The sequence below is a fragment of the Pseudomonas shiyinii genome, from assembly GCF_056725765.1.
On the sequence record NZ_CM161522.1, the window covers coordinates 4,359,138 to 4,385,255 of the forward strand.

The 26,118-nt window shown below is 64.4% G+C and carries 20 protein-coding genes; 2 read left to right on the top strand and 18 right to left on the bottom strand.

The window, feature by feature from the left end:
• Position 1 precedes the first annotated feature (1 nt).
• From mdoH to hutC, 11 genes are all read right to left on the bottom strand, one after another.
• On the bottom strand, positions 2–2,575 hold the full coding sequence (gene mdoH / locus ACXHGZ_RS19700) for a glucans biosynthesis glucosyltransferase MdoH (RefSeq protein ID WP_480461107.1): 2,574 nt from the start codon (positions 2,573–2,575) through the stop codon (positions 2–4).
• Positions 2,568–4,289: a glucan biosynthesis protein G gene (locus tag ACXHGZ_RS19705; RefSeq protein WP_480461108.1), complete on the bottom strand. Its 1,722-nt coding sequence runs from the start codon at positions 4,287–4,289 to the stop codon at positions 2,568–2,570. Before ACXHGZ_RS19705 ends, mdoH begins: the two co-directional genes overlap by 8 nt.
• Before the next feature lie 263 nt (positions 4,290–4,552).
• Positions 4,553–4,990 carry a D-aminoacyl-tRNA deacylase gene (gene dtd, locus ACXHGZ_RS19710; protein WP_480461109.1) on the bottom strand — a complete coding sequence of 146 codons (438 nt, stop codon included), beginning with the start codon at positions 4,988–4,990 and terminating at the stop codon, positions 4,553–4,555.
• Positions 4,987–5,958: a prolyl aminopeptidase gene (gene pip, locus ACXHGZ_RS19715; protein WP_070571063.1), complete on the bottom strand. Its 972-nt coding sequence runs from the start codon at positions 5,956–5,958 to the stop codon at positions 4,987–4,989. Before pip ends, dtd begins: the two co-directional genes overlap by 4 nt.
• A gap of 213 nt (positions 5,959–6,171) precedes the next feature.
• On the bottom strand, positions 6,172–6,975 hold the full coding sequence (gene hutG, locus ACXHGZ_RS19720) for an N-formylglutamate deformylase (protein ID WP_480461112.1): 804 nt from the start codon (positions 6,973–6,975) through the stop codon (positions 6,172–6,174).
• A gap of 10 nt (positions 6,976–6,985) precedes the next feature.
• Positions 6,986–8,191 (bottom strand): imidazolonepropionase, encoded by a 1,206-nt coding sequence (gene hutI / locus ACXHGZ_RS19725; RefSeq protein ID WP_480461114.1) that lies wholly within the window; start codon positions 8,189–8,191, stop codon positions 6,986–6,988.
• A gap of 15 nt (positions 8,192–8,206) precedes the next feature.
• Positions 8,207–9,610, bottom strand: a complete 1,404-nt coding sequence (locus ACXHGZ_RS19730) for an amino acid permease (RefSeq protein ID WP_480461116.1) — start codon at positions 9,608–9,610, stop codon at positions 8,207–8,209.
• Between the two features lie 134 nt (positions 9,611–9,744).
• The gene (gene hutH, locus ACXHGZ_RS19735; RefSeq protein WP_084853960.1) at positions 9,745–11,277 is read right to left on the bottom strand and encodes a histidine ammonia-lyase; all 1,533 of its coding nucleotides are present in this window, start codon (positions 11,275–11,277) and stop codon (positions 9,745–9,747) included.
• Between the two features lie 87 nt (positions 11,278–11,364).
• Positions 11,365–13,038, bottom strand: a complete 1,674-nt coding sequence (gene hutU / locus ACXHGZ_RS19740) for a urocanate hydratase (RefSeq protein ID WP_196144020.1) — start codon at positions 13,036–13,038, stop codon at positions 11,365–11,367.
• A gap of 260 nt (positions 13,039–13,298) precedes the next feature.
• The gene (locus ACXHGZ_RS19745) at positions 13,299–13,871 is read right to left on the bottom strand and encodes a HutD/Ves family protein (protein WP_480461119.1); all 573 of its coding nucleotides are present in this window, start codon (positions 13,869–13,871) and stop codon (positions 13,299–13,301) included.
• A complete protein-coding gene (hutC, locus tag ACXHGZ_RS19750) occupies positions 13,868–14,578 on the bottom strand; it encodes a histidine utilization transcriptional repressor HutC (protein WP_172402939.1) in 711 nt (236 codons plus the stop codon). The genes ACXHGZ_RS19745 and hutC overlap by 4 nt, the downstream gene beginning before the upstream one ends.
• A 145-nt stretch (positions 14,579–14,723) precedes the next feature.
• On the opposite strand from hutC, the gene ACXHGZ_RS19755 reads away from it, so the two are divergent.
• The gene (locus ACXHGZ_RS19755) at positions 14,724–16,088 is read left to right on the top strand and encodes a formimidoylglutamate deiminase (protein ID WP_480461121.1); all 1,365 of its coding nucleotides are present in this window, start codon (positions 14,724–14,726) and stop codon (positions 16,086–16,088) included.
• Positions 16,089–16,266: 178 nt separating this feature from the next.
• Here ACXHGZ_RS19755 and ACXHGZ_RS19760 read toward each other — a convergent pair whose 3' ends face one another.
• The 5 genes from ACXHGZ_RS19760 to ACXHGZ_RS19780 form a co-directional block, all read right to left on the bottom strand.
• Positions 16,267–16,839: a lipocalin family protein gene (locus tag ACXHGZ_RS19760; protein ID WP_224457195.1), complete on the bottom strand. Its 573-nt coding sequence runs from the start codon at positions 16,837–16,839 to the stop codon at positions 16,267–16,269.
• Positions 16,836–17,090 (bottom strand): outer membrane protein assembly factor BamE domain-containing protein, encoded by a 255-nt coding sequence (gene bamE, locus ACXHGZ_RS19765; protein ID WP_084853950.1) that lies wholly within the window; start codon positions 17,088–17,090, stop codon positions 16,836–16,838. The genes ACXHGZ_RS19760 and bamE overlap by 4 nt, the downstream gene beginning before the upstream one ends.
• Positions 17,091–17,313: 223 nt before the next feature.
• A complete protein-coding gene (locus ACXHGZ_RS19770; RefSeq protein ID WP_368828849.1) occupies positions 17,314–17,910 on the bottom strand; it encodes a DUF924 family protein in 597 nt (198 codons plus the stop codon).
• A 3-nt stretch (positions 17,911–17,913) separates the two neighbouring features.
• The gene (locus tag ACXHGZ_RS19775; protein WP_051099541.1) at positions 17,914–18,924 is read right to left on the bottom strand and encodes a class 1 fructose-bisphosphatase; all 1,011 of its coding nucleotides are present in this window, start codon (positions 18,922–18,924) and stop codon (positions 17,914–17,916) included.
• A 244-nt stretch (positions 18,925–19,168) separates the two neighbouring features.
• Positions 19,169–21,619, bottom strand: a complete 2,451-nt coding sequence (locus ACXHGZ_RS19780; protein ID WP_480461123.1) for a glycogen/starch/alpha-glucan phosphorylase — start codon at positions 21,617–21,619, stop codon at positions 19,169–19,171.
• A gap of 181 nt (positions 21,620–21,800) precedes the next feature.
• Here ACXHGZ_RS19780 and ACXHGZ_RS19785 point away from each other — a divergent pair, with 181 nt between their 5' ends.
• On the top strand, positions 21,801–22,205 hold the full coding sequence (locus tag ACXHGZ_RS19785; protein WP_023628812.1) for a YkgJ family cysteine cluster protein: 405 nt from the start codon (positions 21,801–21,803) through the stop codon (positions 22,203–22,205).
• Between the two features lie 204 nt (positions 22,206–22,409).
• On the opposite strand, the gene typA is transcribed toward ACXHGZ_RS19785, so the two are convergent.
• The gene (typA, locus tag ACXHGZ_RS19790; protein WP_084853944.1) at positions 22,410–24,230 is read right to left on the bottom strand and encodes a translational GTPase TypA; all 1,821 of its coding nucleotides are present in this window, start codon (positions 24,228–24,230) and stop codon (positions 22,410–22,412) included.
• Between the two features lie 127 nt (positions 24,231–24,357).
• Positions 24,358–25,812, bottom strand: coding sequence for a tRNA uracil 4-sulfurtransferase ThiI (thiI, locus tag ACXHGZ_RS19795; protein WP_224457199.1), 1,455 nt, complete (start codon positions 25,810–25,812; stop codon positions 24,358–24,360).
• Between the last annotated feature and the right edge of the window lie 306 nt (positions 25,813–26,118).

The window sequence follows — 26,118 nt, forward strand, 5'->3', positions numbered from 1 at the left end:
ATCAGGCGCCGACCAGCGAAGGTTGGGCCTGATTGTCCGGATGCAGCGGCAGCAAGGGCGAGTGCGGGTCGCTGGTGATGGAGTTGCGCCACACCCCGATCCACGCCTCGTTGTGCGTGGCCCAGACCTGCTCATGCAGGCGCGACAGCGCCACCGGGTCGCTCAGCAGCGCCAGGCGGGTGTTGCCGTCCAGCCCCTTGGGCCCGACTTCCAGCGCCTTGGCGACACGCTCGGCACGCAGTGCTTCGATCGGTGCAGCCTGACCGTGCCGTGCAGTGGCCATGGCACAAGCCAGAGCGTTCTGGCGCGGGTCGACCACCGCCCGAACGAACCCGTCATGCATGGCATGCCAACGGTTTTCGTGGATGTACTGGTCGGTGGCCAGCAACTCGTGCGGGGTCGCATATTCCTCAGGGATCAGGAACAGCTTTTCATCCTTGGCACTCAGGCCCAGGCGCACGCGGCTGGAGATCACCGACACCGGGATCGAAAGCACCAACGAGCCCACGATCGGCGCCAGCCACCACAGGAAGCTCGGGTTCAGCCAGGCCACCAGTGCCGCCCAGGCGATGCCCAGCAGGGTCTGCGGGCCGTGGCGACGCACGGCTTCGCTCCACGGGGTGGAGTCATCGTCACGCTGCGGCGAGTTCCAGGTCGCCGCCCAGCCGAGGAACGCAGCCAGGACGAAGCGGGTGTGGAAGATCATCCGCACCGGCGCCAGCAACATGGAGAACAGCATCTCGATCAGCATCGACAAGGTGACCTTGATGCGCCCGCCGAACTCGGTAGCGCCCTTGGCCCAGATCAGCACGATGCTCAGCAGCTTGGGCAGGAACAGCAGCACGATGGTGGTGGAGAACAGCGCGATGGCCTTCTCCGGGTGCCATTGCGGCCACAGTGGGTAGAGCTGGAACGGCTCGATGAAGTACTGCGGCTCCATCAGGGTGTTGGTGGCCAGCAATGCGGTCGAAAGCACCAGGAAGAAGAACCACAGCGGCGCCGACAGGTACGACATCACACCGGTGAGGAACACCGCACGGTGCACCGGGTGCATGCCTTTTACCAGGAACAGGCGGAAGTTCATCAGGTTGCCGTGGCACCAGCGCCGGTCGCGCTTGAGCTCGTCGAGCAGGTTCGGCGGCAGTTCCTCGTAGCTGCCCGGCAGGTCGTAGGCGATCCACACGCCCCAACCGGCACGGCGCATCAGCGCGGCTTCGACGAAGTCGTGGGAGAGGATCGCACCAGCGAAGGCCCCCTTGCCCGGCAGCGGCGCCAGGGCGCAGTGCTCGATGAAGGGCTTCATGCGAATGATCGCGTTGTGGCCCCAATAGTGCGATTCGCCCAGCTGCCAGAAGTGCAGGCCGGCGGTGAACAGCGGGCCGTAGACACGGGTGGCGAACTGCTGGATGCGTGCATAGAGGGTGTCCATGCCCGACGCCTTCGGCGCGGTCTGGATGATGCCCGCGTCCGGGTTGGCCTCCATCAGGCGCACCAGGCTGGTCAGGCACTCGCCGCTCATGACGCTGTCGGCGTCGAGCACGACCATGTACTTGTACTCACCACCCCAGCGACGGCAGAAGTCGTCCAGGTTGCCGCTCTTGCGCTTCACGCGGCGGCGACGGCGGCGATAGAAGATGCGCCCGAAGCCTTTGGCTTCGCGGCATACCTCGAGCCAGGCCTGCTGCTCGGCGACGGCGATGTCGGTGTCGTTGGTGTCGCTGAGCACGAAGAAGTCGAAGCGGTCCAGGTCGCCCGTGGCGGCCACCGACTCGAAGGTCGCGCGCAGGCCCGCGAAGACCCGCGGCACGTCCTCGTTGCAGATCGGCATCACCAATGCGGTACGCGCTTGGGGCGCGATCGGCTCGCTGCCGGCGCTGCTGCCGGAGATACGGTACTTGTCACGCCCGGTGAGCAGCTCGAGGAAGCCCATCAGCGCGGTCCAGAAACCTGCCGACACCCAGCAGAACAGGATGCCGAACAGGACCAGGATGGAGGTCTGCAAGGCGTACGGCCAGACCTGCACCACGGTTTCCCAGAAGGTCTGGGCCATGATCTCGTCGAGCGAGACGAACGACCAGCCCTGGTAAGGCAGGATGCCCTTCATGTACCAGCCGGCCACGAGGGTCTGGCCGATCATCAGCAGCAGCAGGATGTAGCGACGCAAGGAGCCGACCCGGCGCCAGCGGGCCGGTGGCAGCTCGCGCTTGGGCGGCTGCGGGGCGTTCGTACGCCCGGTGAGGCGTCGCCACATGCGCACCAGCACGTTGGTGCGCCAGGGCTCGGGCACCACACGGGTACGCTTGATCGGCGGCGCGATCTTCAGGCAGAGACGCCCGCCAGCGTCGACGCCGAGCATCTCGGCCTCTTCCAGCTCGGCGGCGCTGCCCACGGTCAGGCGCGGGCCCACCGAGGCCTGCACGGCCTCGGTGGCATTGGCGGCCGGATGAGCCGCCAGGCGTTGGTGCAGCTCACTGAACGAGGTGCAGCTGGCAAGTTCTGCCCGCTGCTCGTCGCTCAGTGGTAGGTGGGCCAGGTATTCGGCAAGCGATTCTGGCCGGGCGCTTGAGTTACTCATCGGCAGGCAACTGATAGCTCCAGGTCTCGGTCATCACCTTCTCGGTGGTGGCCGGGGCCCCGTTGGTGGGCGCCGCATCGGCGGCAGGTTGTTCAGCCTTGACGGCTTTCTCGGCCTTGGCGTGCTTGCCGGCGGCCTTTTCCTGCTTGCCTTCCTTGGCCGGCTTGGCCGGTTCCACCGGAACGTCGCGTACCAGCGCGGCACGCATCTCGGTGGACTTGCTCGGGTCCTTGACCTTCAACCGCAGGGTCAGGCGCCAGCCCTTGATTTCAGGGTTGTAGCGCAGGTTGTTCTCGACCACCTCGGCGTTGTCGCCCACGCTGACCTGGCTGCGCAGGGCGGTGTCCTCAGGCAGGGCGGCCAGCGCCGGGCCTTCGAAGTCGACCAGGAAGGCCACGCTGCCGTCGGCTTCACGGATCAGGTTGGACTGCTTCACGTCACCGGTCGAACGCATGGTCTGCTTGACCCAGCCCAACTCCGGCGCGTGCAGCTGGGACTCGTCGATGGTCCAGCGCAGGCGGTATTCGAATTCCATTGGCTTGCCCGGCTCGGGCAGTTTCTCCGGGCTCCAGAAGGCAACGATGTTGTCGTTGGTCTCGTCGGCGGTGGGGATCTCGACCAGGTCGACGGTACCCTTGCCCCAGTCGCCACGGGGTTCGATCCAGGCGCTCGGGCGCTTCTGGTAGTTGTCGTCGAGGTCTTCGTAGTGGCTGAACTCACGCTGGCGCTGCAGCAGGCCGAAGCCACGCGGGTTCTCCACGCTGAAGCTGCTCACGGCGAGGTGCTTGGGGTTGTTCAGCGGGCGCCACAGCCACTCGCCATTGCCGGCGTGGATCGACAGGCCTTCGGAGTCGTGCAGGGCCGGGCGGTAGTTGAGGACCTTGGACGGCTGGTTGCTGCCGAACAGGTACATGCTGGTCAGCGGGGCAACGCCCAGGCGGCTGACGTGGTCACGCAGGAATACCTTGGATTTCACGTCCACCAGGGTGTCGCTGCCAGGACGCAGGATCAGCTTGTAGGCACCGGTGGAGCGCGGCGAGTCCAGCAGGGCGTAGATCACCAGGTGCTTGTCGTTGGGCTTGGGCTTCTCGACCCAGAACTCACGGAAGCGCGGGAACTCCTCGCCCGACGGCAACGCGGTGTCGATGGCCAGGCCGCGGGCCGACAGGCCGTACACGTGGCCCTTGCCGACCACGCGGAAGTAGCTGGCGCCCAGCAGGGTCATGATCTCGTCCTGCTTGCCGGCCTTGTTGATCGGATAGAGCACGCGGAAACCGGCGTAGCCCAGGTTCTCGACGGTCTTGGGGTCATGGGGCACGTCGCCGAACTCGAAACGGCTCGGGTCGTACTTGATTTCCTCGACGCTGGTGGCGGTGACCTGGTTGATCTTCACCGGTGTGTCGAAGTGCATGCCCTGATGGTAGAAGGACAGCTTGAACGGCGTCTTGTCCTTGGCCCACTCGGCCTTTTCCTGGATGAAGCGAATCTTCTGGTAGTCCGCGAATTTCATGTCACGGAACACCGCCGGCAGATTGCTCTTGGGTGCTTCGTACTTCTGGCCGGCGAGATCCTTTGCCTTGGCTGCAACATCGTCAAGATTGAATGCCCACAGCTGGCCAGCGCTCATCAGGCCGATCAGTGCAACGCCTGCCGCCAGGGCCTTGCGCAGACGATTTCCGGGGATTCTTTGTGCAATACAGGGACTTACAATCACGAGCAACCCTCGCCGAAAACAGATCATGAAACCAACGGCCAGCGACCAATGCCGGGTTGGCGAGCACTGTTCGGACCCCGTGCGGGCCCAATGATTCCCCAAACGGTTCCAGACAATGCTCGAGTCAGAGTGAAACGAGCCCACGGACGCAGGCTCACGCAGCGCGCGATTATCCAGCAGAGCGCGTTACAACGCATCAGGCTGGAACAACTATTTATCGTACAAACCCTCTTGTTTTTCACGCAAACATAGGGTTTTTAAGCTCAAATTTGTAACATAAATGTCACTGGGCCATCATTGACCAAATGCACCTGCATATCGGCACCGAAACGGCCGCTGGCGACATCGTCGTGCGCGGCTCGGGCTCGCTCGAGCAGGTAGTCGAACAACTCGGCGCCGAGGGCCGGCGGCGCCGCGGTGGAGAAGCTCGGGCGCATGCCGTTGCGGGTGTCGGCCGCCAGGGTGAATTGGGACACCAGCAGCAAGCCGCCGCCGATGTCCTTGAGCGACAGGTTCATCTTGCCCTGGGGATCGCTGAACACACGGTAGTTGAGCAGCTTGTGCAAAAGCTTGTCGGCGTGCTCGCGGGTGTCCCCCGGCTCCACCGCCACCAGCACCAACAGGCCCTGGTCGATAGCGCCGACGATGTCCCCCTCCACCTCTACCCGCGCGCCCCGCACGCGCTGCAGCAGGCCCTTCATGCTTCTTCCAGGGGCAGGTCGAGCAGGCGGCGGGCCATCTGGTCGGCGGCGCGCACCAGGGCATCGGTGATACCCGGCTCGGAGGCAGCATGGCCGGCGTCGCGGATCACCTTCAGCTCGCTGTTCGGCCAGGCCTGGTGCAGCGCCCAGGCGTTTTCCAGCGGGCAGATCACGTCGTAGCGGCCGTGCACGATCACCGCGGGCAGGTGGGCGATCTTCGGCAGGTCGCGGATCAGCTGGTCAGGCTCAAGGAAGGCATTGTTCATGAAGTAGTGGCATTCGATACGGGCGATCGACAGGGCGCGCTGCGGCTCGGAGAAGCGGTCGACCACCAGCGGGTTGGGGCGCAGCGTCGCGGTGCGGCCCTCCCACGTGGACCAGGCCTTGGCGGCGTGCATCTGGGCGATCTGGTCGTTGCCGGTCAGGCGCTTGTGGAAGGCCTTGACCAGGTCACCGCGCTCTTCCGGCGGAATGGGTGCGATGTAGTCCTGCCAGTAGTCCGGGAACAGACGGCTGGCCCCTTCCTGGTAGAACCATTGGATCTCCTGGGGCCGGCACAGGAAGATGCCCCGCAGGATCAGGCCATGGACGCGCTCGGGGTGGGTCTGGGCATAGGCCAGGGCCAGGGTGGAACCCCAGGAGCCGCCGAACAGCACCCATTTGTCGATCCCCAGGTGCTCGCGGATGCGCTCCAGGTCCTCGACCAAATGCCAGGTGGTGTTGTTCTCCAGGCTGGCGTGGGGCGTGGAACGGCCGCAACCGCGCTGGTCGAAGGTGATGATGCGGTACAGGGTGGGGTCGAAGTAGCAGCGGCTCTGGGCGTCGCAACCGGCGCCCGGACCACCGTGGATGAACACCACCGGCAGACCTTCCGGCGAACCGCTTTCGTCGACATACAGCACATGCGGCGCTTCCACGGCCAGATCGTGCCGGGCGTAGGGTTTGATCTGCGGGTACAGGGTCTGCATTGCGCACTCCGTGTGAGGATTTAGTCTGCCGCCTGGCATCATAAACCTGAATTGCGCTTTGAGCATGTGTCGCGGTGAAACAGGTGGATGTCGATTGGGATACTGAGGCCGCTTTGCGGCCCTTTCGCGGCACAAGGCCGCTCCTACAAGAACCTCGCGCCCCCCTGTAGGAGCGGCCTTGTGCCGCGAAAGGGCTGCAAGGCAGCCCAAGTATCAACGCCCGTAGCGCGCCTTGCCCCAGGCCAAGAGGGTTTCCAGCAACTGCTTCAACACCACCTGGGTCGGCTGGGCCAGCTCCTCGCGGTAGGCGAACGGCTCGACCTCTTCCATGTAGGTGCTCTGCGCCAGCTCCAGTTGCACAGCGTGGATGTCGTTCGCCGGGTCGCCGTAATGACGGGTGATGTGCCCGCCCTTGAAGCGCCCATTGAGCACAGAGGTGTAGCCCTGGGCCTGGGCGCAGACACCCAGCAGGCGCTCGGCCAGGACCGGGTCGCAGCTGGCGCCGTTGAAGGTGCCCAGGTTGAAGTCCGGCAGCTTGCCGTCGAACAGGTGCGGGATGACCGAGCGGATCGAGTGGGCATCCCACAACAGGGCATAGCCGTGAAGCTCGCGCAGGCGCGCGAGTTCCTGTCGGATCGTATCGTGGTATGGCCGCCAGATCTGCTCCAGATAGCCCTTGCGCTCGTCCGCAGAGGGTTCCTGTCCCGCCTTGAACAACGGCTCGCCCTCGAACAGCGTCGCCGGGTACAGGCCCGTAGTGGCGCCGGCATACAACGGTTTGTCGTCATCCGGGCGGTTCAGGTCGATGACGAACCGCGAATACTCCGCGGCCACCACGCTGGCACCCAGGCCCCGGGCGAAATCGTACAGCCGTGGGATATGCCAGTCGGTGTCCGGCAGGCTGCGCGCTTGCTTGACCAAGCCGTCACGCACGGTCTCGGTCAGGCCAAGGCCTGCATGAGGCATGCTGATCAGCAGCGGCAGCTGGCCCTGGTGAAAACTCAATACCTTGTCCATGTGCCCTCGCTCAGTTGGATATCTCATGGCCCAGGCGTACCACCCGCTTGGGCAGGTCGCCGCCGAGCCAGTAGCTCAGATCCGCCGGGCGTTCGATCTGCCAGGCGACGAAGTCCGCCACCTTGCCCACCTCCAGCGAGCCATGGCTTTCGCCCAGGCCCAACGCCGTGGCAGCGTGCAGGGTGACGCCGGCAAGCGCCTCCTCCGGGGTCATGCGGAACAGGGTACAGCCCATGTTCAGCATCAGGCGCAGCGACAACGCAGGCGACGTGCCTGGGTTCAAGTCGCTGGCCAGGGCGATCTTCACGCCGTGGCGGCGCAGGGCCTCCATCGGCGGCAGCTGGGTTTCGCGCAGGAAGTAGAACGCCCCCGGCAGCAGCACGGCAACGGTGCCGGCCTCGGCCATGGCGATGGCGTCTTCCTCGGTCATGAACTCCAGGTGGTCGGCCGACAGTGCGTGGTAGCGCGCCGCCAGGCTCGAGCCGTGCAGCGATGACAGCTGCTCGGCGTGGAGCTTGACCGGCAGGCCCAGTTCGCGCGCCTTGATGAACACCTTCTCGACCTGGGCTGGCGAGAATGCCAAGTGTTCGCAGAAGGCATCCACCGCGTCCACCAGGCCTTCCTCGGCCAGGGCGGGCAGCATCTGGTCGCAGATATGCGCAATGTAGTCGTCCGCCCGGCCGGCGTATTCCGGCGGCAAGGCGTGGGCGGCAAGGCAAGTGCTACGCACGGTCAGCGGCAGCTCCTCGCCCAGGCGCCGGGCGACCCGCAGCATCTTGCGCTCGTTGGCCAGGTCCAGGCCGTAGCCGGACTTGATCTCCAGCGTGGTCATACCATCGCGCATCAATGCCTGGACCCGCTGGCGTGCACTGGCGAACAGCTCGTCTTCGCTGGCCGCGCGGGTCGCCCGCACGGTGCTGGCGATACCGCCGCCCTGGGCGGCGATCTCGGCGTAGCTGACGCCCTGCAGGCGCTGCTCGAACTCGCCGCTGCGGTTACCACCGAACACCGCATGGGAGTGGCAATCGATCAGCCCCGGGGTGACCCAGGCGCCGCCCAGGTCCACCGTACGCTCGGTGTCGACCGCCGGCTGTTCGCCACGTGGGCCGATCCATTCGATCCGCCCCGCGTTGGTGACGATCGCCGCATTCTCGATGATCGAGTAGCGGCCTTGGGCCATGGTCGCCACGTGACAGTGCTGCCAGAGGGTTCTCATAAGCGGTCTCCGTTTCTAGCGGTGCAGTTCGGCCGGCTCCCGGACTGGCTGGCCCTGCCCTGCCCGCGGCTTGCACCACAGCAGGTAGGAGGCCACCAGGAACACCACCCAGATGACGCCGACGATCAACGCAGCCTGGGTATCCGGGAAGTAACCAAGTACACCAAAGATGAACAACATGAAAGCGATGGCCATGGCCGGCCCGTAGGGCCAGAACGGCACGGGGAACTTCAGCTCGGCGACCTGCTCGGCGCTCAGGCGGCGACGCATGGCCACCTGGCTGACCAGGATCATCGTCCACACCCACACGGTAGCGAAGGTGGCGATCGAGGCGATCAGCAGGAACACGTTCTCCGGGATCAGGTAGTTCAGCAGCACGCCGACCAGCAGCGCAGCGCCCATCACCAGCACGGTCATCCATGGTACGCCGTGGCGGGATAGCTTGCCGAAGCTGCGCGGCGCATGGCCTTGCTGGGCCAGGCCATACATCATGCGGCCAGCGCCGAAGATGTCGCTGTTGATGGCCGACACCGCGGCCGAGATCACCACCACGTTCAGCACGGCAGCGGCCGAACCGATGCCCAGGTTGCTGAAGATCTGCACGAACGGGCTGCCCTGGCTGCCGATCTGCGGCCATGGGTACAGGCACATCAGCACGAACAGGGTGAGCACGTAGAACAGCAGGATGCGCAGCGGTACGGCGTTGATCGCCTTGGGGATGACGCGTTGCGGGTCCTTGGCTTCACCGGCGGTGACACCGATGATCTCGATGCCACCGAAGGCGAACATCACCACGGCGAAGCAGGCGATCAGGCCGCCGATACCGTTGGGCATGAAGCCGCCATTGCTGACCAGGTTGCTCACACCGACGGTGGTTTCGGGGGTGGCGTGGCCCAGGCCGAAGATCATGATGCCGAAGCCGGCCAGGATCATGGCGACGATCGCCCCGACCTTGAGCAGCGACAGCCAGAACTCCATTTCGCCGAAGACCTTGACGTTGCACAGGTTCAGGCCGCCGATGATGAAGACGATGCCCAGCACCCAGATCCAGCGGGCCACCTCCGGGAACCAGAAGCCCATGTAGATCCCGAATGCGGTGACGTCGGCGATGGCGACGATGACCATCTCGAAAGCGTAGGTCCAGCCGAGGATGAAGCCCGCCATGGGGCCGAGGTAGGTACTGGCGTAGTGACCGAAGGAGCCGGCCACCGGGTTGTGCACGGCCATCTCACCGAGGGCGCGCATGACCATGAACACCGCCGCGCCGCCGATCAGGTAGGCCAGCAGGACAGCCGGGCCGGCCATCTGGATGGCTGAGGCCGAACCGTAGAACAGCCCGGTTCCGATCGCGGAACCGAGCGCCATGAAACGAATGTGCCGGGCCGATAGCCCGCGCTTGAGACCTTGGGTTTGTTGCATGTCACGTCCTTCTTGAATTGTTCTTGTGGTCGTGAAGTAGAAGGGGCTGCCACATAGCCCAATCGCGGGGCAAGCCCGCTCCTACAGGTACGGCGAGGTCCCTGTGGGAGCGGGCTTGTCCCGCGATGGCGATGTCACAGGCTTGGCAGGACGCCGGCCGGCAGCAGGCTGGTCAAGGTCCCTTTGGCCAGCAGCTCGGCGGCGATTTCGATGTCCGGCGCGAAGAAGCGGTCACGGTCGTAGTGCGGCACTTCGCGGCGCAATGCCTGGCGCGCCTGTTCCAGTTTGGCGGAGGTCTTCAGGCCCTTGCGCAGGTCCAGGCCCTGGCAGGCGCCCAGCCATTCGATGGCCAGCACACCACGGGTGTTCTCGGCCATTTCCCACAGGCGCTTGCCGGCGGCAGGGGCCATCGACACGTGGTCTTCCTGGTTGGCGGAGGTCGGCAGGCTGTCGACGCTGTGCGGATGCGACAAGGCCTTGTTCTCGCTGGCCAGGGCGGCAGCGGTGACCTGTGCGATCATGAAGCCGGAGTTCACCCCACCGTTCTCCACCAGGAACGGCGGCAGCTGGGACATGTGCTTGTCCATCATCAGCGAGATACGGCGCTCGCTCAGCGATCCCATCTCGGCGATGGCCAGGGCGATGTTGTCGGCGGCCATGGCCACAGGCTCGGCGTGGAAGTTACCACCGGAGATCACGTCGCCTTCGGCAGCGAATACCAATGGGTTGTCCGACACGGCGTTGGCTTCGATGCCCAGCACTTCGGCAGCCTGGCGGATCTGGGTCAGGCAGGCGCCCATGACTTGCGGCTGGCAACGCAGGGAGTACGGGTCCTGGACCTTGTCGCAGTTCTTGTGCGACAGCGAAACTTCGCTGGAGTCGCCCAGCAGGTCGCGGAAGCAGGCGGCGGTGTCGATCTGGCCACGCTGGCCACGCACTTCATGAATGCGCGCATCGAACGGCGAGCGCGAACCCAGCGCGGCTTCCACGCTCAGGCCGCCACAGGCGATGGCCGCGGCGTACAGGTCTTCGGCGGCGAACAGCCCGCGCAGGGCGTAGGCCGTGGATGCCTGGGTGCCGTTGAGCAGGGCCAGGCCCTCTTTCGCGGCCAGGGTCAGCGGCTCCAGGCCGGCGACCGCCAGGGCTTCGGTGGCAGGCAGCCACTGGCCCTTGTGGCGGGCCTTGCCTTCACCCAGCAGCACCAGCGACATGTGGGCCAGCGGTGCCAGGTCGCCCGAGGCGCCTACCGAGCCCTTGAGCGGGATGTGCGGGTAGACTTCGGCGTTGACCAGGGCGATCAACGCGTCGATGACCTTGCGGCGGATGCCGGAGAAGCCACGGCTGAGGCTGTTGATCTTCAGCACCATGATCAGGCGCACCAGGGCGTCGTCCAGCGGCGCGCCGATACCGGCGGCGTGGGACAGCACCAGCGAGCGCTGCAGGTTTTCCAGGTCATGGCTGGCGATGCGGGTCGAGGCCAGCAGGCCGAAACCGGTGTTGATGCCGTAGGCGGTGCGGTCTTCGGCGATGATCTGCTCGACGCAGGCGACGCTGGCGTCGATCGCCGGGATTGCGCTGGCGTCCAGCTGCAGGCGTACAGGCGCTGCGTGGACAGCACGCAGTTGGGCCAGGGTCAAGGTGCCGGGCTTGAGAGTCAGGTCGGTCACTTCGCTACTCCAATTCGCATGGGGCCCGCAGGCCCCTTCTTGTTGTTCAGTATCAACGTTGTTCGGCGACAGCCAAAGGAACGTCGATCAGCCCGTGATCATCGGCAGGTCCAGGCCCTGCTCCTTGGCGCAGTCGATGGCGATCTGGTAGCCGGCATCGGCGTGGCGCATGACGCCGGTCCCTGGGTCGTTGGTCAGTACACGGGCGATACGTGCAGCGGCTTCGTCGGTACCGTCGCAGACGATGACCATGCCCGAGTGCTGGGAGAAGCCCATGCCTACGCCGCCGCCATGGTGCAGCGAAACCCAGGTGGCGCCGCCTGCGGTGTTGAGCAGGGCGTTGAGCAGCGGCCAGTCGGAGACAGCATCGGAGCCGTCACGCATGGCTTCGGTCTCGCGGTTCGGGCTGGACACCGAGCCGGAGTCCAGGTGGTCGCGGCCGATGACGATCGGCGCGGACAGCTCGCCGCTGCGGACCATTTCGTTGAACGCCAGGCCCAGCTTGGCGCGCAGGCCCAGGCCAACCCAGCAGATACGTGCCGGCAGGCCCTGGAAGCTGATGCGCTCGCGGGCCATGTCCAGCCAACGGTGCAGGTGAGCGTCGTCCGGGATCAGTTCCTTGACCTTGGCGTCGGTCTTGTAGATGTCCTCGGCATCGCCCGACAGCGCAGCCCAGCGGAACGGGCCAACACCGCGGCAGAACAGCGGGCGGATATAGGCCGGTACGAAGCCTGGGAAGTCGAAGGCGTTGGCCACGCCCTCTTCCTTGGCCATCTGGCGGATGTTGTTGCCGTAGTCGAAGGTCGGTACGCCCATTTTCTGGAAGTCGAGCATGGCCTGCACGTGCACAGCCATCGATTGCTTGGCCGCCTTGACCACGGCAGCAGCGTCGGTCTGGGCGCGGTCGCGGTACTCTTCCCAGGTCCAGCCGGCCGGCAGGTAGCCGTTGAGCGGGTCGTGGGCGCTGGTCTGGTCGGTGACCATGTCCGGGCGCACGCCACGCTTGACCAGCTCAGGCAGGATTTCGGCAGCGTTGCCGTGCAGGGCGATGGAGATGGCCTTGCCTTCGGCTGTGTACTTGGCGATGCGCGCCAGGGCGTCGTCCAGGTCCTTGGCCTGCTCGTCGACGTAGCGGGTCTGCAGGCGGAAGTCAATGCGGCTCTGCTGGCATTCGATGTTCAGCGAGCAGGCACCGGCCAGGGTAGCGGCCAGTGGCTGGGCGCCGCCCATTCCCCCGAGGCCTGCGGTCAGGACCCACTTGCCGGTCAGGTTGCCGTTGTAGTGCTGGCGGCCGGCCTCGACGAAGGTTTCGTAGGTGCCCTGGACGATGCCCTGGCTGCCGATGTAGATCCAGCTGCCGGCGGTCATCTGGCCGTACATGGCCAGGCCTTTGGCGTCCAGTTCGTTGAAGTGCTCCCAATTGGCCCAGTGCGGCACCAGGTTGGAGTTGGCGATCAGTACGCGCGGGGCGTTGGCGTGGGTCTTGAAGACACCGACCGGCTTGCCGGACTGCACCAGCAGGGTCTCGTCGTCTTCCAGGCGAGTCAGGGTCTCGACGATCTTGTCGTAGCACTCCCAGTTACGCGCGGCACGGCCGATACCGCCGTAGACCACCAGTTCCTTCGGGTTCTCGGCAACCTGTGGATCGAGGTTGTTCATCAGCATGCGCAGCGGCGCTTCGGTCAGCCAGCTCTTGGCGGTCAGCTTGTTGCCACGCGGGGCGCGGATTTCTACGTCACGGTATTTGTTGTTGTCAGTCACGGGAGATGTCCTCTGCGGTCGGTCGACGGCGGTGTGTCGATGGCGATATACAAACACACCTTTACTTGTACATACAAGCATGGACAACTAAATTTTCTTACCGCTCCTCGGGAAACCGAAAAAAAAGGGGCCGCTGCGCGACCCAATCGCGGGACAAGCTCCCACAGGCTCGCGTTGCCCTTGAGGCGGCGCAGTACCTGTGGGAGCGGGCTTGCCCCGCGATTGGGGCTGCGCAGCAGCCCCCTTTCACGATGCCAGGCTTAACGCGGCATCAATTCGATCAGACAGAACCGCCCTTGCACATCCAGCCCCAGCAGCTCTTCGTTGCCCTCCAGGCGCAGGCAGTCATACAAGCCCAGCCGCTGCACCCCATGCCCCGACACGCTCGCCTCGACATGCCCGCTGGCCGCGAACAGCAGCACGGTCGAGGCCGAGCTGTACAACCGGTGCGTACCATCGAGCCACTGCAACCGCGCCCGGTAGCGCTGCGGCGCGTAGATCAGGTTGAAGTCGCGGATCGGCCCGCCCAGCAGCTTGCAGCTGACCTGGCTTTCGCCCTTGAAGGCAAAGGCATCGAACGGCAGCAATGGCCGGCTGGCCTGGCCGTCGACCAGCAGGCGCATGCCGTCGCCCTGAAGCACGGTGATGATCCGCTGGTAGCCGGCAAAGGTGGAAAACCCGCCGGACTCTTCGATATCGGCGATCGACAGGCGCCAACCGAACCCCTCCAGGCCCTCGCCGGCGTCGCGGGTGATCTCTTCGGTGAAGCCTCCACCGTTCTTCCAGGGCATGCGCGGGTAGTCTTGGGCGCGCAACAGCTGCAATTGACTCATTTGCTGAATCGTCCTTCCAGGCGATGACGGGAACCAGGGTGGATCAGGCGTGCGGCGGTCACCGGCTGGCGGCCGGACCAGGTGCGCCGGCGTATCAGCAGGCACGGCTCGCCACGCTCGATCTGCAGCAAGCGGCACTCCTCGGGCTCGGCCAGGATCGCCTCGACCACGTGCTCGCCCTCGGTCAACGGGGCGACCTGCGAAAGGTAGGCGTAGGGCGTCTGCCGGGTGAAATCCTGCTTGAGGTAGTCCGGGGCGATCTGCGCGTTGACGTAGCGGTCCTCGATCTGCACCGGCACGCCGTTTTCGTAGTGCACGATGAGCGAATGGAACACCCGCTGCCCTTCGCGCATGTCCAGGGCCAGGGCACGCTCGGAGCCAGCCGCTTCCTCGGCGAGGCGGATCACCTGGCAGCTATGCTGGTGACCACGGCCGGCGATCTCGTCGGCGATATTGTTGACCTCGAACAGCGCCGAACGGGTCTTGGGTTCGGCCACGAAGGTGCCGACGCCCTGCATACGCACCAGCAGCCCTTCGGCAGTGAGTTCGCGTAGCGCACGGTTGATGGTCATGCGGCTGAAGCCCAACTGGCTGACCAGCTCGCTTTCCGAGGGGACCCGGTGGTGCGGCGGCCAGCTGCCGTTTTCGATCTGCTGGACGATCATCTGCTTGACCCGGGCATACAGCGGCGCCGGACCTTCGCCCATCTGGGCAACCAGCGCGGAGACAGGAGGTGTCGGCACGGCGTTGAATCCTTGTGCAATTGGTTGAACGGTAGCTTGCCGCAGTTTACCCGGCGCGCAAACGCCTGTATATGTATATACAAGTTAAACAATAACAGGATTTTACCCAATGCCTGCCTTTTTCGCCGAACGCGCCCTGCTGCCCACCGGTTGGGCCAGCAATGTCCGCCTGGAAGTCGCCGAAGACGGTCGTCTGAGTCATGTCGAGGCCAATGCCTCGGCCGAGGGCGCCGAGCGCCTGGCCGGCCCGCTGCTGCCCGGCATGCCCAACCTGCATTCCCATGCCTTCCAGCGCGCCATGGCAGGCCTTGCGGAAGTGGCCGGCAACCCCAACGACAGCTTCTGGACCTGGCGCGACCTGATGTACCGCCTGGTTGGCCGGATCACGCCACAGCAACTGCAGGTCATCGCCCGCCAGCTGTACATCGAGATGCTCAAGGCCGGCTATACCTCGGTGGCCGAGTTCCACTACGTGCATCACGACCACAATGGCCACGCCTATGCCGACGCCGCCGAGCTGTCGCTGCGCATCAGTGCCGCCGCCGCCGACACCGGCATCGGCCTGACCCTGCTGCCGGTGCTCTACAGCCACGCAGGCTTCGGCGGCCAGGCGCCGAGCGAAGGCCAGCGCCGTTTCATCAACTCCAGCGAGCAGTACCTGCGCCTGCAACAGCAGCTCGCCCCGCACCTGGCGGCGCAACCTGCCCAGCGCCTGGGCCTGTGCTTCCACTCCCTGCGCGCGGTCACCCCTGGGCAGATCGCCGAGGTGCTGGCTGCCAGCGACCCGCATTGCCCGGTGCACATTCATATCGCCGAGCAGCAGAAGGAAGTCGACGACTGCCTGGCCTGGAGCGGCCTGCGCCCCCTGCAATGGCTCTATGAAAACGTCGAGGTAGACGAACGCTGGTGCCTGGTGCACGCCACCCACGCCGAACCCGATGAGGTCAGCGCCATGGCCCGCAGCCACGCCGTGGCCGGCCTGTGCCTGACCACCGAGGCCAACCTGGGCGACGGTATTTTCCCGGCCGTGGACTTCATGGCCCAGGGCGGTCGCATGGGCATCGGCTCGGACAGCCACGTGTCACTGAGCGTGGTGGAAGAGCTGCGCTGGCTGGAATATGGCCAACGCCTGCGCGACCAGCGACGCAACCGGCTGTACCGCGGCGACCAGCCGATGGTTGGCCGGACCTTGTACGACGCAGCCTTGGTCGGCGGCACCCAGGCGATGGGACAACCCATCGGCGAGCTGGCCGTAGGCAAGCGTGCCGACTGGCTGGTGCTCGATGGACAAGACCCGTACCTGGCGACCGCGAGCGGGGATGCCATTCTCAACCGCTGGCTGTTCGCCGGCGGCGATCGCCAGGTGCGCGACGTGATGGTCAACGGGCAATGGGTGGTGCGCCGGGGGCGGCACGAACAGGAAGAGGCGAGTGCGCAGGCGTTCGTCGAGGTACTGCGCCAGCTGCTCGACTGACGACGGCAAGGGCTTCGCCCTTGATCGCGGGGCAAGCCCGCTCCCACAACGATCACCGGCACCCTGTAGGAGCCATGGTAAGGGCAAGCCCTTGATCGCGGGCAAGCCCGCTCCCACAACGATCACGGTCCCCTTGTGGGAGCGGGCTTGTCCCGCGATTGCGGTCTACCAGCAGAACTCAGTGCGAAGCGACGATCTGCTTGTCCGACGCACGCCAGATCAGCCGGGTGGTGTCATACCCCTGCTGACGGGCCTTGGCCAGCAGGCTCTCGCGCTCCACCGCCGGCAGGCTCTGGGTCCGCGACAGGATCCACAGGTACTTGCGGTCCGGGCTGCCGACGATCGCAGTGCGGTAGCGCTCGTCCACGTACAGCACCCAGTACTCACCCTTGGCCACACCCGGCACCAGGTGTGTGAACCAGTTGTTGAACTCCACCCATAGCCGGTCGTTGTGCCCCTGCTCCTGCGGCCAGGCCGAACCCTCGGCGCGCAACCACTCGCCGTCGATCATGCGGCAGCGGTTCAGCACACCCATCGAGCCATCGGGCTTGAGGTTGTAGTGGGCCTCGGACTGGGCGCAATCGCGCTGGTAGGGCATCGGCAACCGCGCCAGCTCGAACCATTTGCCCTCATAGCGCTTCAGGTCGAGACCGCCTGCGGTCTTCGGCGCCAGCGGGTCGCTCGGGGACGTGGCGCAACCGCCCAGCAGCAACGCTGCACAAACCGCCAGCAGCAGGTGGATACGCTTCATTTGAGACCCTGCCCGGAATACATCAAGACTTTGTCGGCAGCGTACTGAACGCTAATGAAGCTCTTCTCGTCGCCCCACGTGCAGCTGCTCATGCCCAGCGCCCCCGAACATTCTGCCGGGGTGCCGAGCAGTTGCTCGACCTCGGCCTTGCTCATGCCGGCCTTGAGCTTGGAATAGTTTTCCTGGTTGATCTTGCTGCAGGCAGTCAGGACGACGCACAAGGACAACAGGGCGAGGGAACGCAACGACATGAAGGGACACTCCTGGAGATGAAGGCACAGGCATGGTGGCCTGCAGACAGCTTAGAAGGCAAAAAGCCGCCTCGGTTCCCTACTCCCCTGGGTTTGTGCCTACACCGTTGGTCGGCTGGCGTGAACCTTGCGAACCTGTTCACATCGCCAAAACGATTGCGGGGCAAACCCGCCCCCACGCATCACGCATGAGAGCGGCTTTGCCCCGCAAAGGCCTGCTGGCCTAGAAACGCGAGCCTGGCTCGAGCAGGAAGTCCATTTCTTCATCGGTGCTCGGCCGGCCCAGCACCAGGTTGCGGTGCGGGAAGCGGCCGAAGCGGGCGATCACCCGTTGGTGCTGCTCGGCGTAATCGAGGAACCCTTCGAACAGGCGGCGGTTGGCCTCGGGCTGTTCCTCCAGCAGGGCCTGATAGCGCTCCACGCACAGGTTCTGCCAGTCGAGCACTTCGGCGTGCTCCAGCACCAGCAACACGAACACCCGCTGGATCGGCAACAGCTGGTAGTCCCAGCCCTTCTGCAAACCCTGCATGGCCACCACCTGGGCACGCCGGTCGCCCTCGAAGGCGCGCGGCGTGTCCCGGTAGATCATGCGCGGCAGCTGATCGAGCAACAGGAGCAGGCCAAGCCAACCCTGGGGGCTCTGCTGCCATTCGTCCAGGCCGCCGGCCAGGGCATGCTCGACCAGCTCGCCAAAGTACTCGCGAGCTTCATCGTCATGGTGCTTGCCGAACCACAGCGTGCTCTTCTCGTCAGCCACGGCCTGGGGGCTGGTGCCCCAACCGAACCACCATTCCAGTAAAGGCTGCCAAGGTGCGAGCATGACTTACTCCTTGTGATAGGCGGTGACGCGCTCGACCTCTTCCTTCGAGCCCAGGATCACCGACACACGCTGGTGCAGGCTTTCGGGCTGGATGTCGAGGATGCGATCGTAACCGTTGGTGGACGCGCCGCCGGCCTGCTCGATGATGAACGACATCGGGTTGGCTTCGTACATCAGGCGCAGCTTGCCCGGCTTGCTGGGCTCGCGGGCATCGCGTGGGTACATGAATAGGCCGCCACGGGTGAGAATGCGGTGCACATCGGCCACCATCGAGGCGATCCAGCGCATGTTGTAGTTCTTCTTCAGCGGGCCGGTCTCGCCAGCCAGCAGTTCGCCCACGTAGCGCTGTACCGGGGCTTCCCAGTGGCGCTGGTTGGACATGTTGATGGCGAACTCGGCGGTGCTTTCCGGCACGCGGATGTTCTCGTGGGTCAGGACGAAGCTACCCAGCTCGCGGTCCAGGGTGAAGCCCTTGACGCCGTTGCCCAGGGTCAGGATCAGCATGGTCTGCGGGCCGTAGATGGCGTAGCCGGCGGCGACCTGCTGAGTGCCCGGCTGGAGGAACGCCTTCTCGTTCAGGGTTTCGTTCTGGCTCAGGTATTCGTTGGGGCAGCGCAATACCGAGAAGATGGTACCGACCGAGACGTTGACGTCGATGTTCGACGAACCGTCCAGCGGGTCGAAGACCAGCAGGTAGGCGCCCTTGGGGTACTTGCCCGGGATCTGGTAGGCGTTGTCCATTTCCTCGGACGCCATGCCGGCCAGGTGGCCACCCCACTCATTGGCCTCGAGCAGGATGTCGTTGGAAATCACATCGAGCTTCTTCTGCACTTCGCCCTGCACGTTTTCGGTGCCCATGCTGCCCAGTACGCCGCCCAGGGCCCCTTTGGACACGTGGTGGCTGATTTCCTTGCACGCACGCGCCACCACTTCGATCAGGAAGCGCAGATCGGCAGGGGTATTGTTGCTGCGGGTCTGCTCAATCAGATAGCGACTCAGGGTAACGCGGGACATGTATGGCTCCGAAATGGAAAGGGGGAGAAAAACCCCCGCAGTTTACAGGGAGAGTTGCAGGCTAGCGAGCGATGAGACTCGACTGGTCGTTCAGACGGCACAATAGGTCGGTAGTTCAGCGCCCGCCAGGCCGGCGGTCGGAGCACGCGGCCATTCGCGGGTAAACCCGCTCCCACAGGTTTGTCGCAGGTTTCGGGACCTGGGCGGGCCTGTGGGAGCGGGTTGACCCGCGAATGGCTTCACCTCAGTCCAGCGCCTTCCAGATCTCGCTGGCATACTCGCGAATGGTCCGGTCCGACGAGAACCACCCCATCCGCGCAGTATTGAGCACCGCCATCCGCCACCAGCTCTGCGGCTGGTGCCACAGCGCCTCGACCCGGCGCTGGGCCTCCCAGTAGGCATCGAAATCGGCACACACCAGGAAACGGTCATGGGCCACCAGCGCATCCACAAGGCCCGTGTAGCGTGCCGGGTCGTCGGGTGAGAAGACGCCGCTGCGGATCGCCTCGAGCACATCGCCCAGGCGGCTCGACGCTGCGATCGCAGCGCCGGCACCGAAGTCCCCGGCACGTTTGCGTGCCTCCACTTGCTGGGCCGTGAGGCCGAAGATGAACATGTTCTCGGTACCGACCTGCTCGCTCATCTCGACATTGGCGCCATCGAGGGTGCCGATGGTCAGTGCGCCGTTGAGACCGAACTTCATGTTGCTGGTGCCAGAGGCTTCGTAGCCGGCGGTGGAGATCTGCTCGGACAGGTCCGCCGCCGGGATGATGCTCTCGGCCAGGCTGACGTTGTAGTTGGGCAGGAACACCACCTTGAGCAGGCCGCGCACGGTCGGGTCGTTGTTGACCACCCGGGCGATGTCGTTGGCCAGCTTGATGATCAGCTTGGCCTGGTGATAGCTGGCCGCGGCCTTGCCGGCGAAGATCTTCACCCGTGGTACCCAGTCGATATCCGGCTCGGCGCGCATGGCCTGGTACAGGGCCACGGTGTGCAACAGGTTGAGCAGTTGACGCTTGTATTCGTGGATCCGCTTGACCTGCACGTCGAACAGCGCCTCGGGGTTGACCGTCACCCCGACCCGGTCCTGGATGATGCTGGCCAGGGCGCGCTTGCTGTGCAGACGCTGTGCGGCGAATTGCTTGCGGAAGGTGGTCTTGTCGGCGAATGGTACCAGCGCTTTCAGTTGCCCTTCGGGGTCGTCCAGCACCTGCTCGCCCAATGCCTCCACCAGCATGGCGGTGAGCTGCGGGTTGGCCTGGTACAGCCAGCGGCGGAAGGTGATGCCGTTGGTCTTGTTGTTGATCCGTTGCGGGTAGAGCTTGTGCAGCTCGGCGAATACCGTGCTGCGCATCAGCTTGCTGTGCAGGGCCGACACCCCGTTGACGCTGTGCGAACCGAGGAACGCCAGGTTGCCCATGCGTACCCGCCGGCCGTTGTCCTCCTCGATCAGCGACACCGCGCGCAGCACGTCGAAGTCATGCAGGCCTTTGGCCCGCAACGCATCGATGTGGTGGGCGTTGATCAGGTAGATGATCTGCATGTGACGCGGCAGCATGCGCTCCATCAGCGCCACCGGCCAGGTTTCCAGGGCCTCGGGCAGCAGGGTGTGGTTGGTGTAGGCCAAGGTCCCGACCGTCAGCTCCCAGGCGGTGTCCCAGGGGATTTCATGTTGGTCGACCAACAGCCTCATCAATTCGGCCACGGCGATCGAGGGGTGGGTGTCGTTGAGCTGGATGGCTGCCGCATCCGGCAGGTTGAGCAGGTTGTCGTGCATGTTCAGGTGCCGGCGCAGCAGGTCCTGCAACGATGCCGAGACGAAGAAGTACTCCTGGCGCAGGCGCAGCTCCTGGCCGGCCTCGGTGCTGTCGGCCGGGTAGAGTACCCGCGAAATGCTCTCGGCCCGTGCCACCTCGGCGACCGCGCCGAGGTGATCGCCGGCGTTGAAGCGCTCCAGGTGCAGCTCTTCCATGGCCCGGGCACGCCACAGGCGCAAGGTGTTGACGCTCGCTCCGCGCCAGCCGACCACCGGGGTGTCATAGGCCACCGCCCGCACCGTCTCGCCCGGCCACCAGACCTGGCGCGGCTGGCCATGGGTGTCGTACACGGTCTCGACGCTGCCGCCAAAGCTGATCGGGTAGATCACCTCGGCGCGTTCGAACTCCCACGGGTTACCGAAGTCCAGCCAGTTCTCGGTCTGCTCCTGTTGCCAGCCATCGACCATGGCCTGGCGGAACAGGCCGTGTTCGTAGCGGATCCCATAGCCATGGGCGGCGATGCCCAGGGTCGACATGCTCTCCATGAAGCACGCCGCCAGGCGACCGAGGCCGCCGTTGCCCAGCGCGGCGTCCGGCTCCAGCAGGCGGATGCGTTCCAGGTCCACGTCCAGCCCCACCAAGGCTTCGCGGGCGATCTCCAGCAGGCCCAGATTGCTGAGGCTGTCGTAGAGCAGGCGGCCGATGAGAAATTCGAGGGAGAGGTAGTAGACCCGCTTCTGGCTGCGCCGGTAGGCCTGACGGGTGTGGTCCATCCAATGGTCGACCATGTGATCGCGGGCAGCCAGGGCGATGGCTTCGAACCAGTCGTGGTCGAAGGCATGCTCCGGATCCTTGCCGACCGCGTAGGTCAGCTTGGCCAGTACAGCGGCGCGGAACTCAGCCACCTCTGCGTCACGAGCTTTGGGTTCCTGGGACATGCGGCATCCTCGGGCAAGTTGACGAAAGCACAGGTTGTTCAGCCTAGACGCTTCGACACAGAGCGTCAGCGAGGGTTCGAGGTTTTCATGCCCGCTCGGCGATTCGGGCAAAAGGTTGTTCACAAATTGAACAACTCCGGTATCATCGCGCGCCCCGCAAACCGTGATATACCCCAAGAAAATGAAACCGACCCTGATCGCCGCCGCCGAAGTCGACCGCCTGGAAACCTGGCAACGCTATGCCAGCCACATGTGCGGAGGCTGCCACTCGACCTGTTGCACACTGCCGGTGGAAGTGAAGATCAAGGACCTGATCCGCATTGGCGTGGTGGACGAGTTCGAAAAAGACGAGCCACCGAAGAACATCGCCAAGCGCCTGCAGAAAGACGGCATCATCGAGCGCTTCAACCAGAAGTCGGGGATCTTCACCCTGACGCGCATGAGCAACGACGACTGCCTGTATCTGGATCGCAAGAGCCGCTTGTGCACCATCTATGACAAGCGGCCCGACACCTGCCGCAACCACCCCAAGGTCGGGCCGCGACCGGGGTATTGTGCGTACAAGCCCAAGGTGGTCGGGCGCTGAGTCTGTTTCAGTCGAGAATTCGGGGCCGCTTCGCGCCCCTTTCGCGGCACAAGGCCGCTCCTACAGGAGATCACGCCCCCGTGTAGGAGCGGCCTTGCGCCGCGAAAGGGCCGCAAAGCGGCCCCCCAACTTTCTTGAAGACAAACGAAAACGCCCCCGGCCTTTCGACCGGGGGCGTTTTCGTTTCAGCTCAGGCTAAATGAATCAAGCCTTGGCTTTCTTGGCAGCGCGGGTACGCTCGCCTTCGTCGAGGATCTTCTTGCGCAGACGGATCGACTTCGGCGTGACTTCGCACAGCTCGTCGTCCTGGATGAATTCCAGGGCCTGTTCGAGGGTGTGGCGAACCGGCGGAACCAGGGCGATGACTTCGTCCTTGCCCGAAGCACGCATGTTGTCGAGCTTCTTGCCTTTGGTCGGGTTCACGCCCAGGTCGTTGTCACGGCTGTTCAGGCCGATGATCTGACCGTTGTAGATGTCCTGGCCATGCTCGATGAACAGCTTGCCGCGAGCCTGCAGGGTTTCCAGCGAGTAGGTCAGGGCCTTGCCGGTCTCGATCGACACCAGCACACCGTTCAGACGGCCCGACATGGTGCCTGGCTTCATGGTGTCGTAGCGATCGAAGATCGAGGTCAGGATGCCCGCACCGTTGGTCAGGGTCAGGAACTGGTTACGGAAACCGATCAGGCCACGAGCCGGAACGTTGTACTCCAGACGCACACGGCCCTTGCCATCCGGCGCCATGTTGGTCAGGTCGCCTTTACGCAGACCCATTTCTTCCATGACCTTGCCCTGGGATTCTTCAGGGATGTCGATGGTGACGTTCTCGAACGGCTCCTGCTTGACGCCGTTGACTTCGCGGATGATCACTTCAGGACGGCCTACGGCCATTTCGAAGCCTTCGCGACGCATGGTTTCGATCAGCACCGACAGGTGCAGCTCACCACGGCCGGACACCTTGAACTTGTCGGCCGAGTCGCCTTCTTCGACGCGCAGGGCAACGTTGTACAGCAGCTCTTTGTCCAGACGCTCCTTGATGTTGCGGCTGGTGACGAATTTGCCTTCCTTGCCGCAGAACGGCGAGTCGTTGACCTGGAAGGTCATCGAAACGGTCGGCTCGTCGACGGTCAGCGGCTTCATCGCTTCGACGTGGTTCATGTCGCACAGGGTGTCGGAAATGAACAGCTCGTCGAAGCCGCTGATGCAGACGATGTCGCCCGCGGTGGCTTCTTCGACGTCGACGCGGTGCAGGCCGTGGTGGCCCATCAGCTTGAGAATACGGCCGTTGCGCTTCTTGCCTTCGGTGTCGATGGCGACGACCGGAGTGTTCGGCTTGACGCGACCACGGGCGATACGGCCAACACCGATGACGCCCAGGAAGCTGTTGTAGTCCAGCGCAGAGATCTGCATCTGGAACGGGCCGTCGACGTCAACGGTCGGAGCGGGCACGTGGTCGACGATGGCCTGGTACAGCGGGGTCATGTCTTCGGCCATGTTGGTGTGGTCCAGGCCGGCGATGCCGTTCAGGGCCGAGGCGTAGACGACCTGGAAGTCCAGTTGGTCGTCGGTGGCGCCGAGGTTGTCGAACAGGTCGAAGATCTGGTCCAGAACCCAGTCAGGACGTGCGCCCGGACGGTCGACCTTGTTGATCACGACGATCGGCTTGAGGCCGGCTTCGAAGGCCTTCTTGGTCACGAAGCGGGTTTGCGGCATCGGGCCGTCCTGGGCGTCGACCAGCAGCAGCACGGAGTCGACCATGGACATCACGCGCTCTACTTCACCACCGAAGTCAGCGTGGCCGGGGGTGTCGACGATGTTGATGCGGTAGTCGTTCCAGCGGATGGCGGTGTTCTTCGCCAGGATGGTAATGCCACGCTCCTTTTCCTGGTCGTTGGAGTCCATCACGCGCTCGTCGTTGAGCTCGTTACGCTCCAGGGTGCCGGACTGGCGCAGGAGTTTGTCGACCAGGGTGGTTTTGCCATGGTCAACGTGGGCGATGATGGCGATGTTACGCAGATTTTCGATCACAACTGTATCTCGATCAGAGGATTCGGTTGCCGCCAGTGTAGGCGGCGAATATGTAAGGTTTGCGGCTCAGCGGGCCCGGTGGTCGGGAGGGCGATGGCGGATGCTGCCGCCATACAGCCCTGGGGTCTTATGTCGGACGATAAACACGCACATTGGCATGTCCCTCACTGAGCAGGTGGTGTGCGTGCAGGCGGCTCATCACACCCTTGTCGCAATACAGCAGGTACTGGCGGTTGGCATCCAGGTGCTTGAACTTGCTGTTGATGGCATAGAACGGCATGGCCTGGACTTCGACGCCTTCGATCACCAGGGGTTCGTCTTCCTGGGCATCGGGGTGACGGATGTCGAGGACGATCTGGCCCGGCAACGCCTCGGCCACTTCCTCGATCTCGACATCCTTGCCCAGCTCGTCGATCACGTGGTCGATGGAGATGAACTTGGCGCGCTCCATGGCGCGCTCGAGCACCGCCATGTCGAACTGCTTCTCTTCGTGCTCCATGCGGTGGCGCTTGGCATGGGTGGTCGGGTTCACCGAAATCACGCCGCAGTATTCAGGCATGTGCTTGGCGAACTCGGCGGTGCCGATCTGGTAGGCGGTGTCGATGATGTCCTGCTTGTGGCTGGCCAGCAGCGGGCGCAGCACCAGCTTGTCGGTGGCCGAGTCGATGATCGACAGGTTCGGCAGGGTCTGGCTGGACACCTGGGAAATCGCCTCGCCGGTGACCAGGGCCTCGATCTCCAGGCGATCGGCCATGCGCGCGGCGGCGCGCAGCATCATGCGCTTGAGGGTCACGCCCATGTAGCTGTTGTCGACCTTGTTGAGGATCTCACCCACCACTTCCTCGAAAGGCACGCTGATGAACAGCACGCGCTGGCTGCTGCCGAACTTCTTCCACAGGTAATGGGCCACTTCCATCACGCCCAGTTCGTGGGCACGGCCACCGAGGTTGAAGAAGCAGAAGTGGGTCATCAGGCCGCGGCGCATCATCTGGTAGGCAGCGACGGTAGAATCGAAGCCGCCGGACATCAGCACCAGGGTCTGCTCCAGGGCGCCCAGCGGGTAACCACCGATGCCCTGGTGCTGGTTGTGGATCACGTACAGGCGCTGGTCGCGGATCTCGATGCGCACCAGGACTTCCGGGGCCTTGAGGTCGATGCCGGTGGCGCCGCACTGCTGGCGCAACTGGCTGCCGACATAGCGATCGACATCCATCGAGGTGAAGTCATGGTGCCCGCCCCGCTTGCAACGCACGGCGAAGCGCTTGCCGGCCAGCAGGTGGCCAAAATGGTGCTTGCACTTCTCGACGATATCGTCGAAGTCACCCAGCGGGTACTCCTCGACCTGCAGGAAGTGGGTGATACCCGGGGTGCAGGTCAGGCGCTCGATCATTTCGCGCTGGATCTTCTCGTCCTCGACGCGGGTGACCACCTCGAGATTGTCCCAGACACCATCGACCACGAGCTCCGGATCCAGGTCCTTGAGCACGACGCGGATGTTCTTGCCGAGCTGGCGGATGAAACGCTTGCGCACCGGCCGGCTCTTGATGGTGATCTCTGGGAAGACTTTGACGATAAGTTTCATTGGTTTAACAGCGCGCGCAGGGCCTGCCGAAAATGAGGGGCGCGAATTATAGCGGAAATAGCTCAAGGTTTGAGCAACTTTTGATCAGGACATGGATTTATGTTGCCTGTGCGGGCCTCATCGCGGGACAAGCCCGCTCCCACCGAGAGCCCGTTGTGCGCAATTCCCTGTAGGAGCGGGCTTGTCCCGCGATAGGGCGCACAGGATCACCATCGCACCACAATGGTGCACCACTTCAAAAAAACGCATCTTATGGGTGCATTTTCCAAGGTGCCCTTTAGGCAAAATGCCCGTCAACGCCCCCTT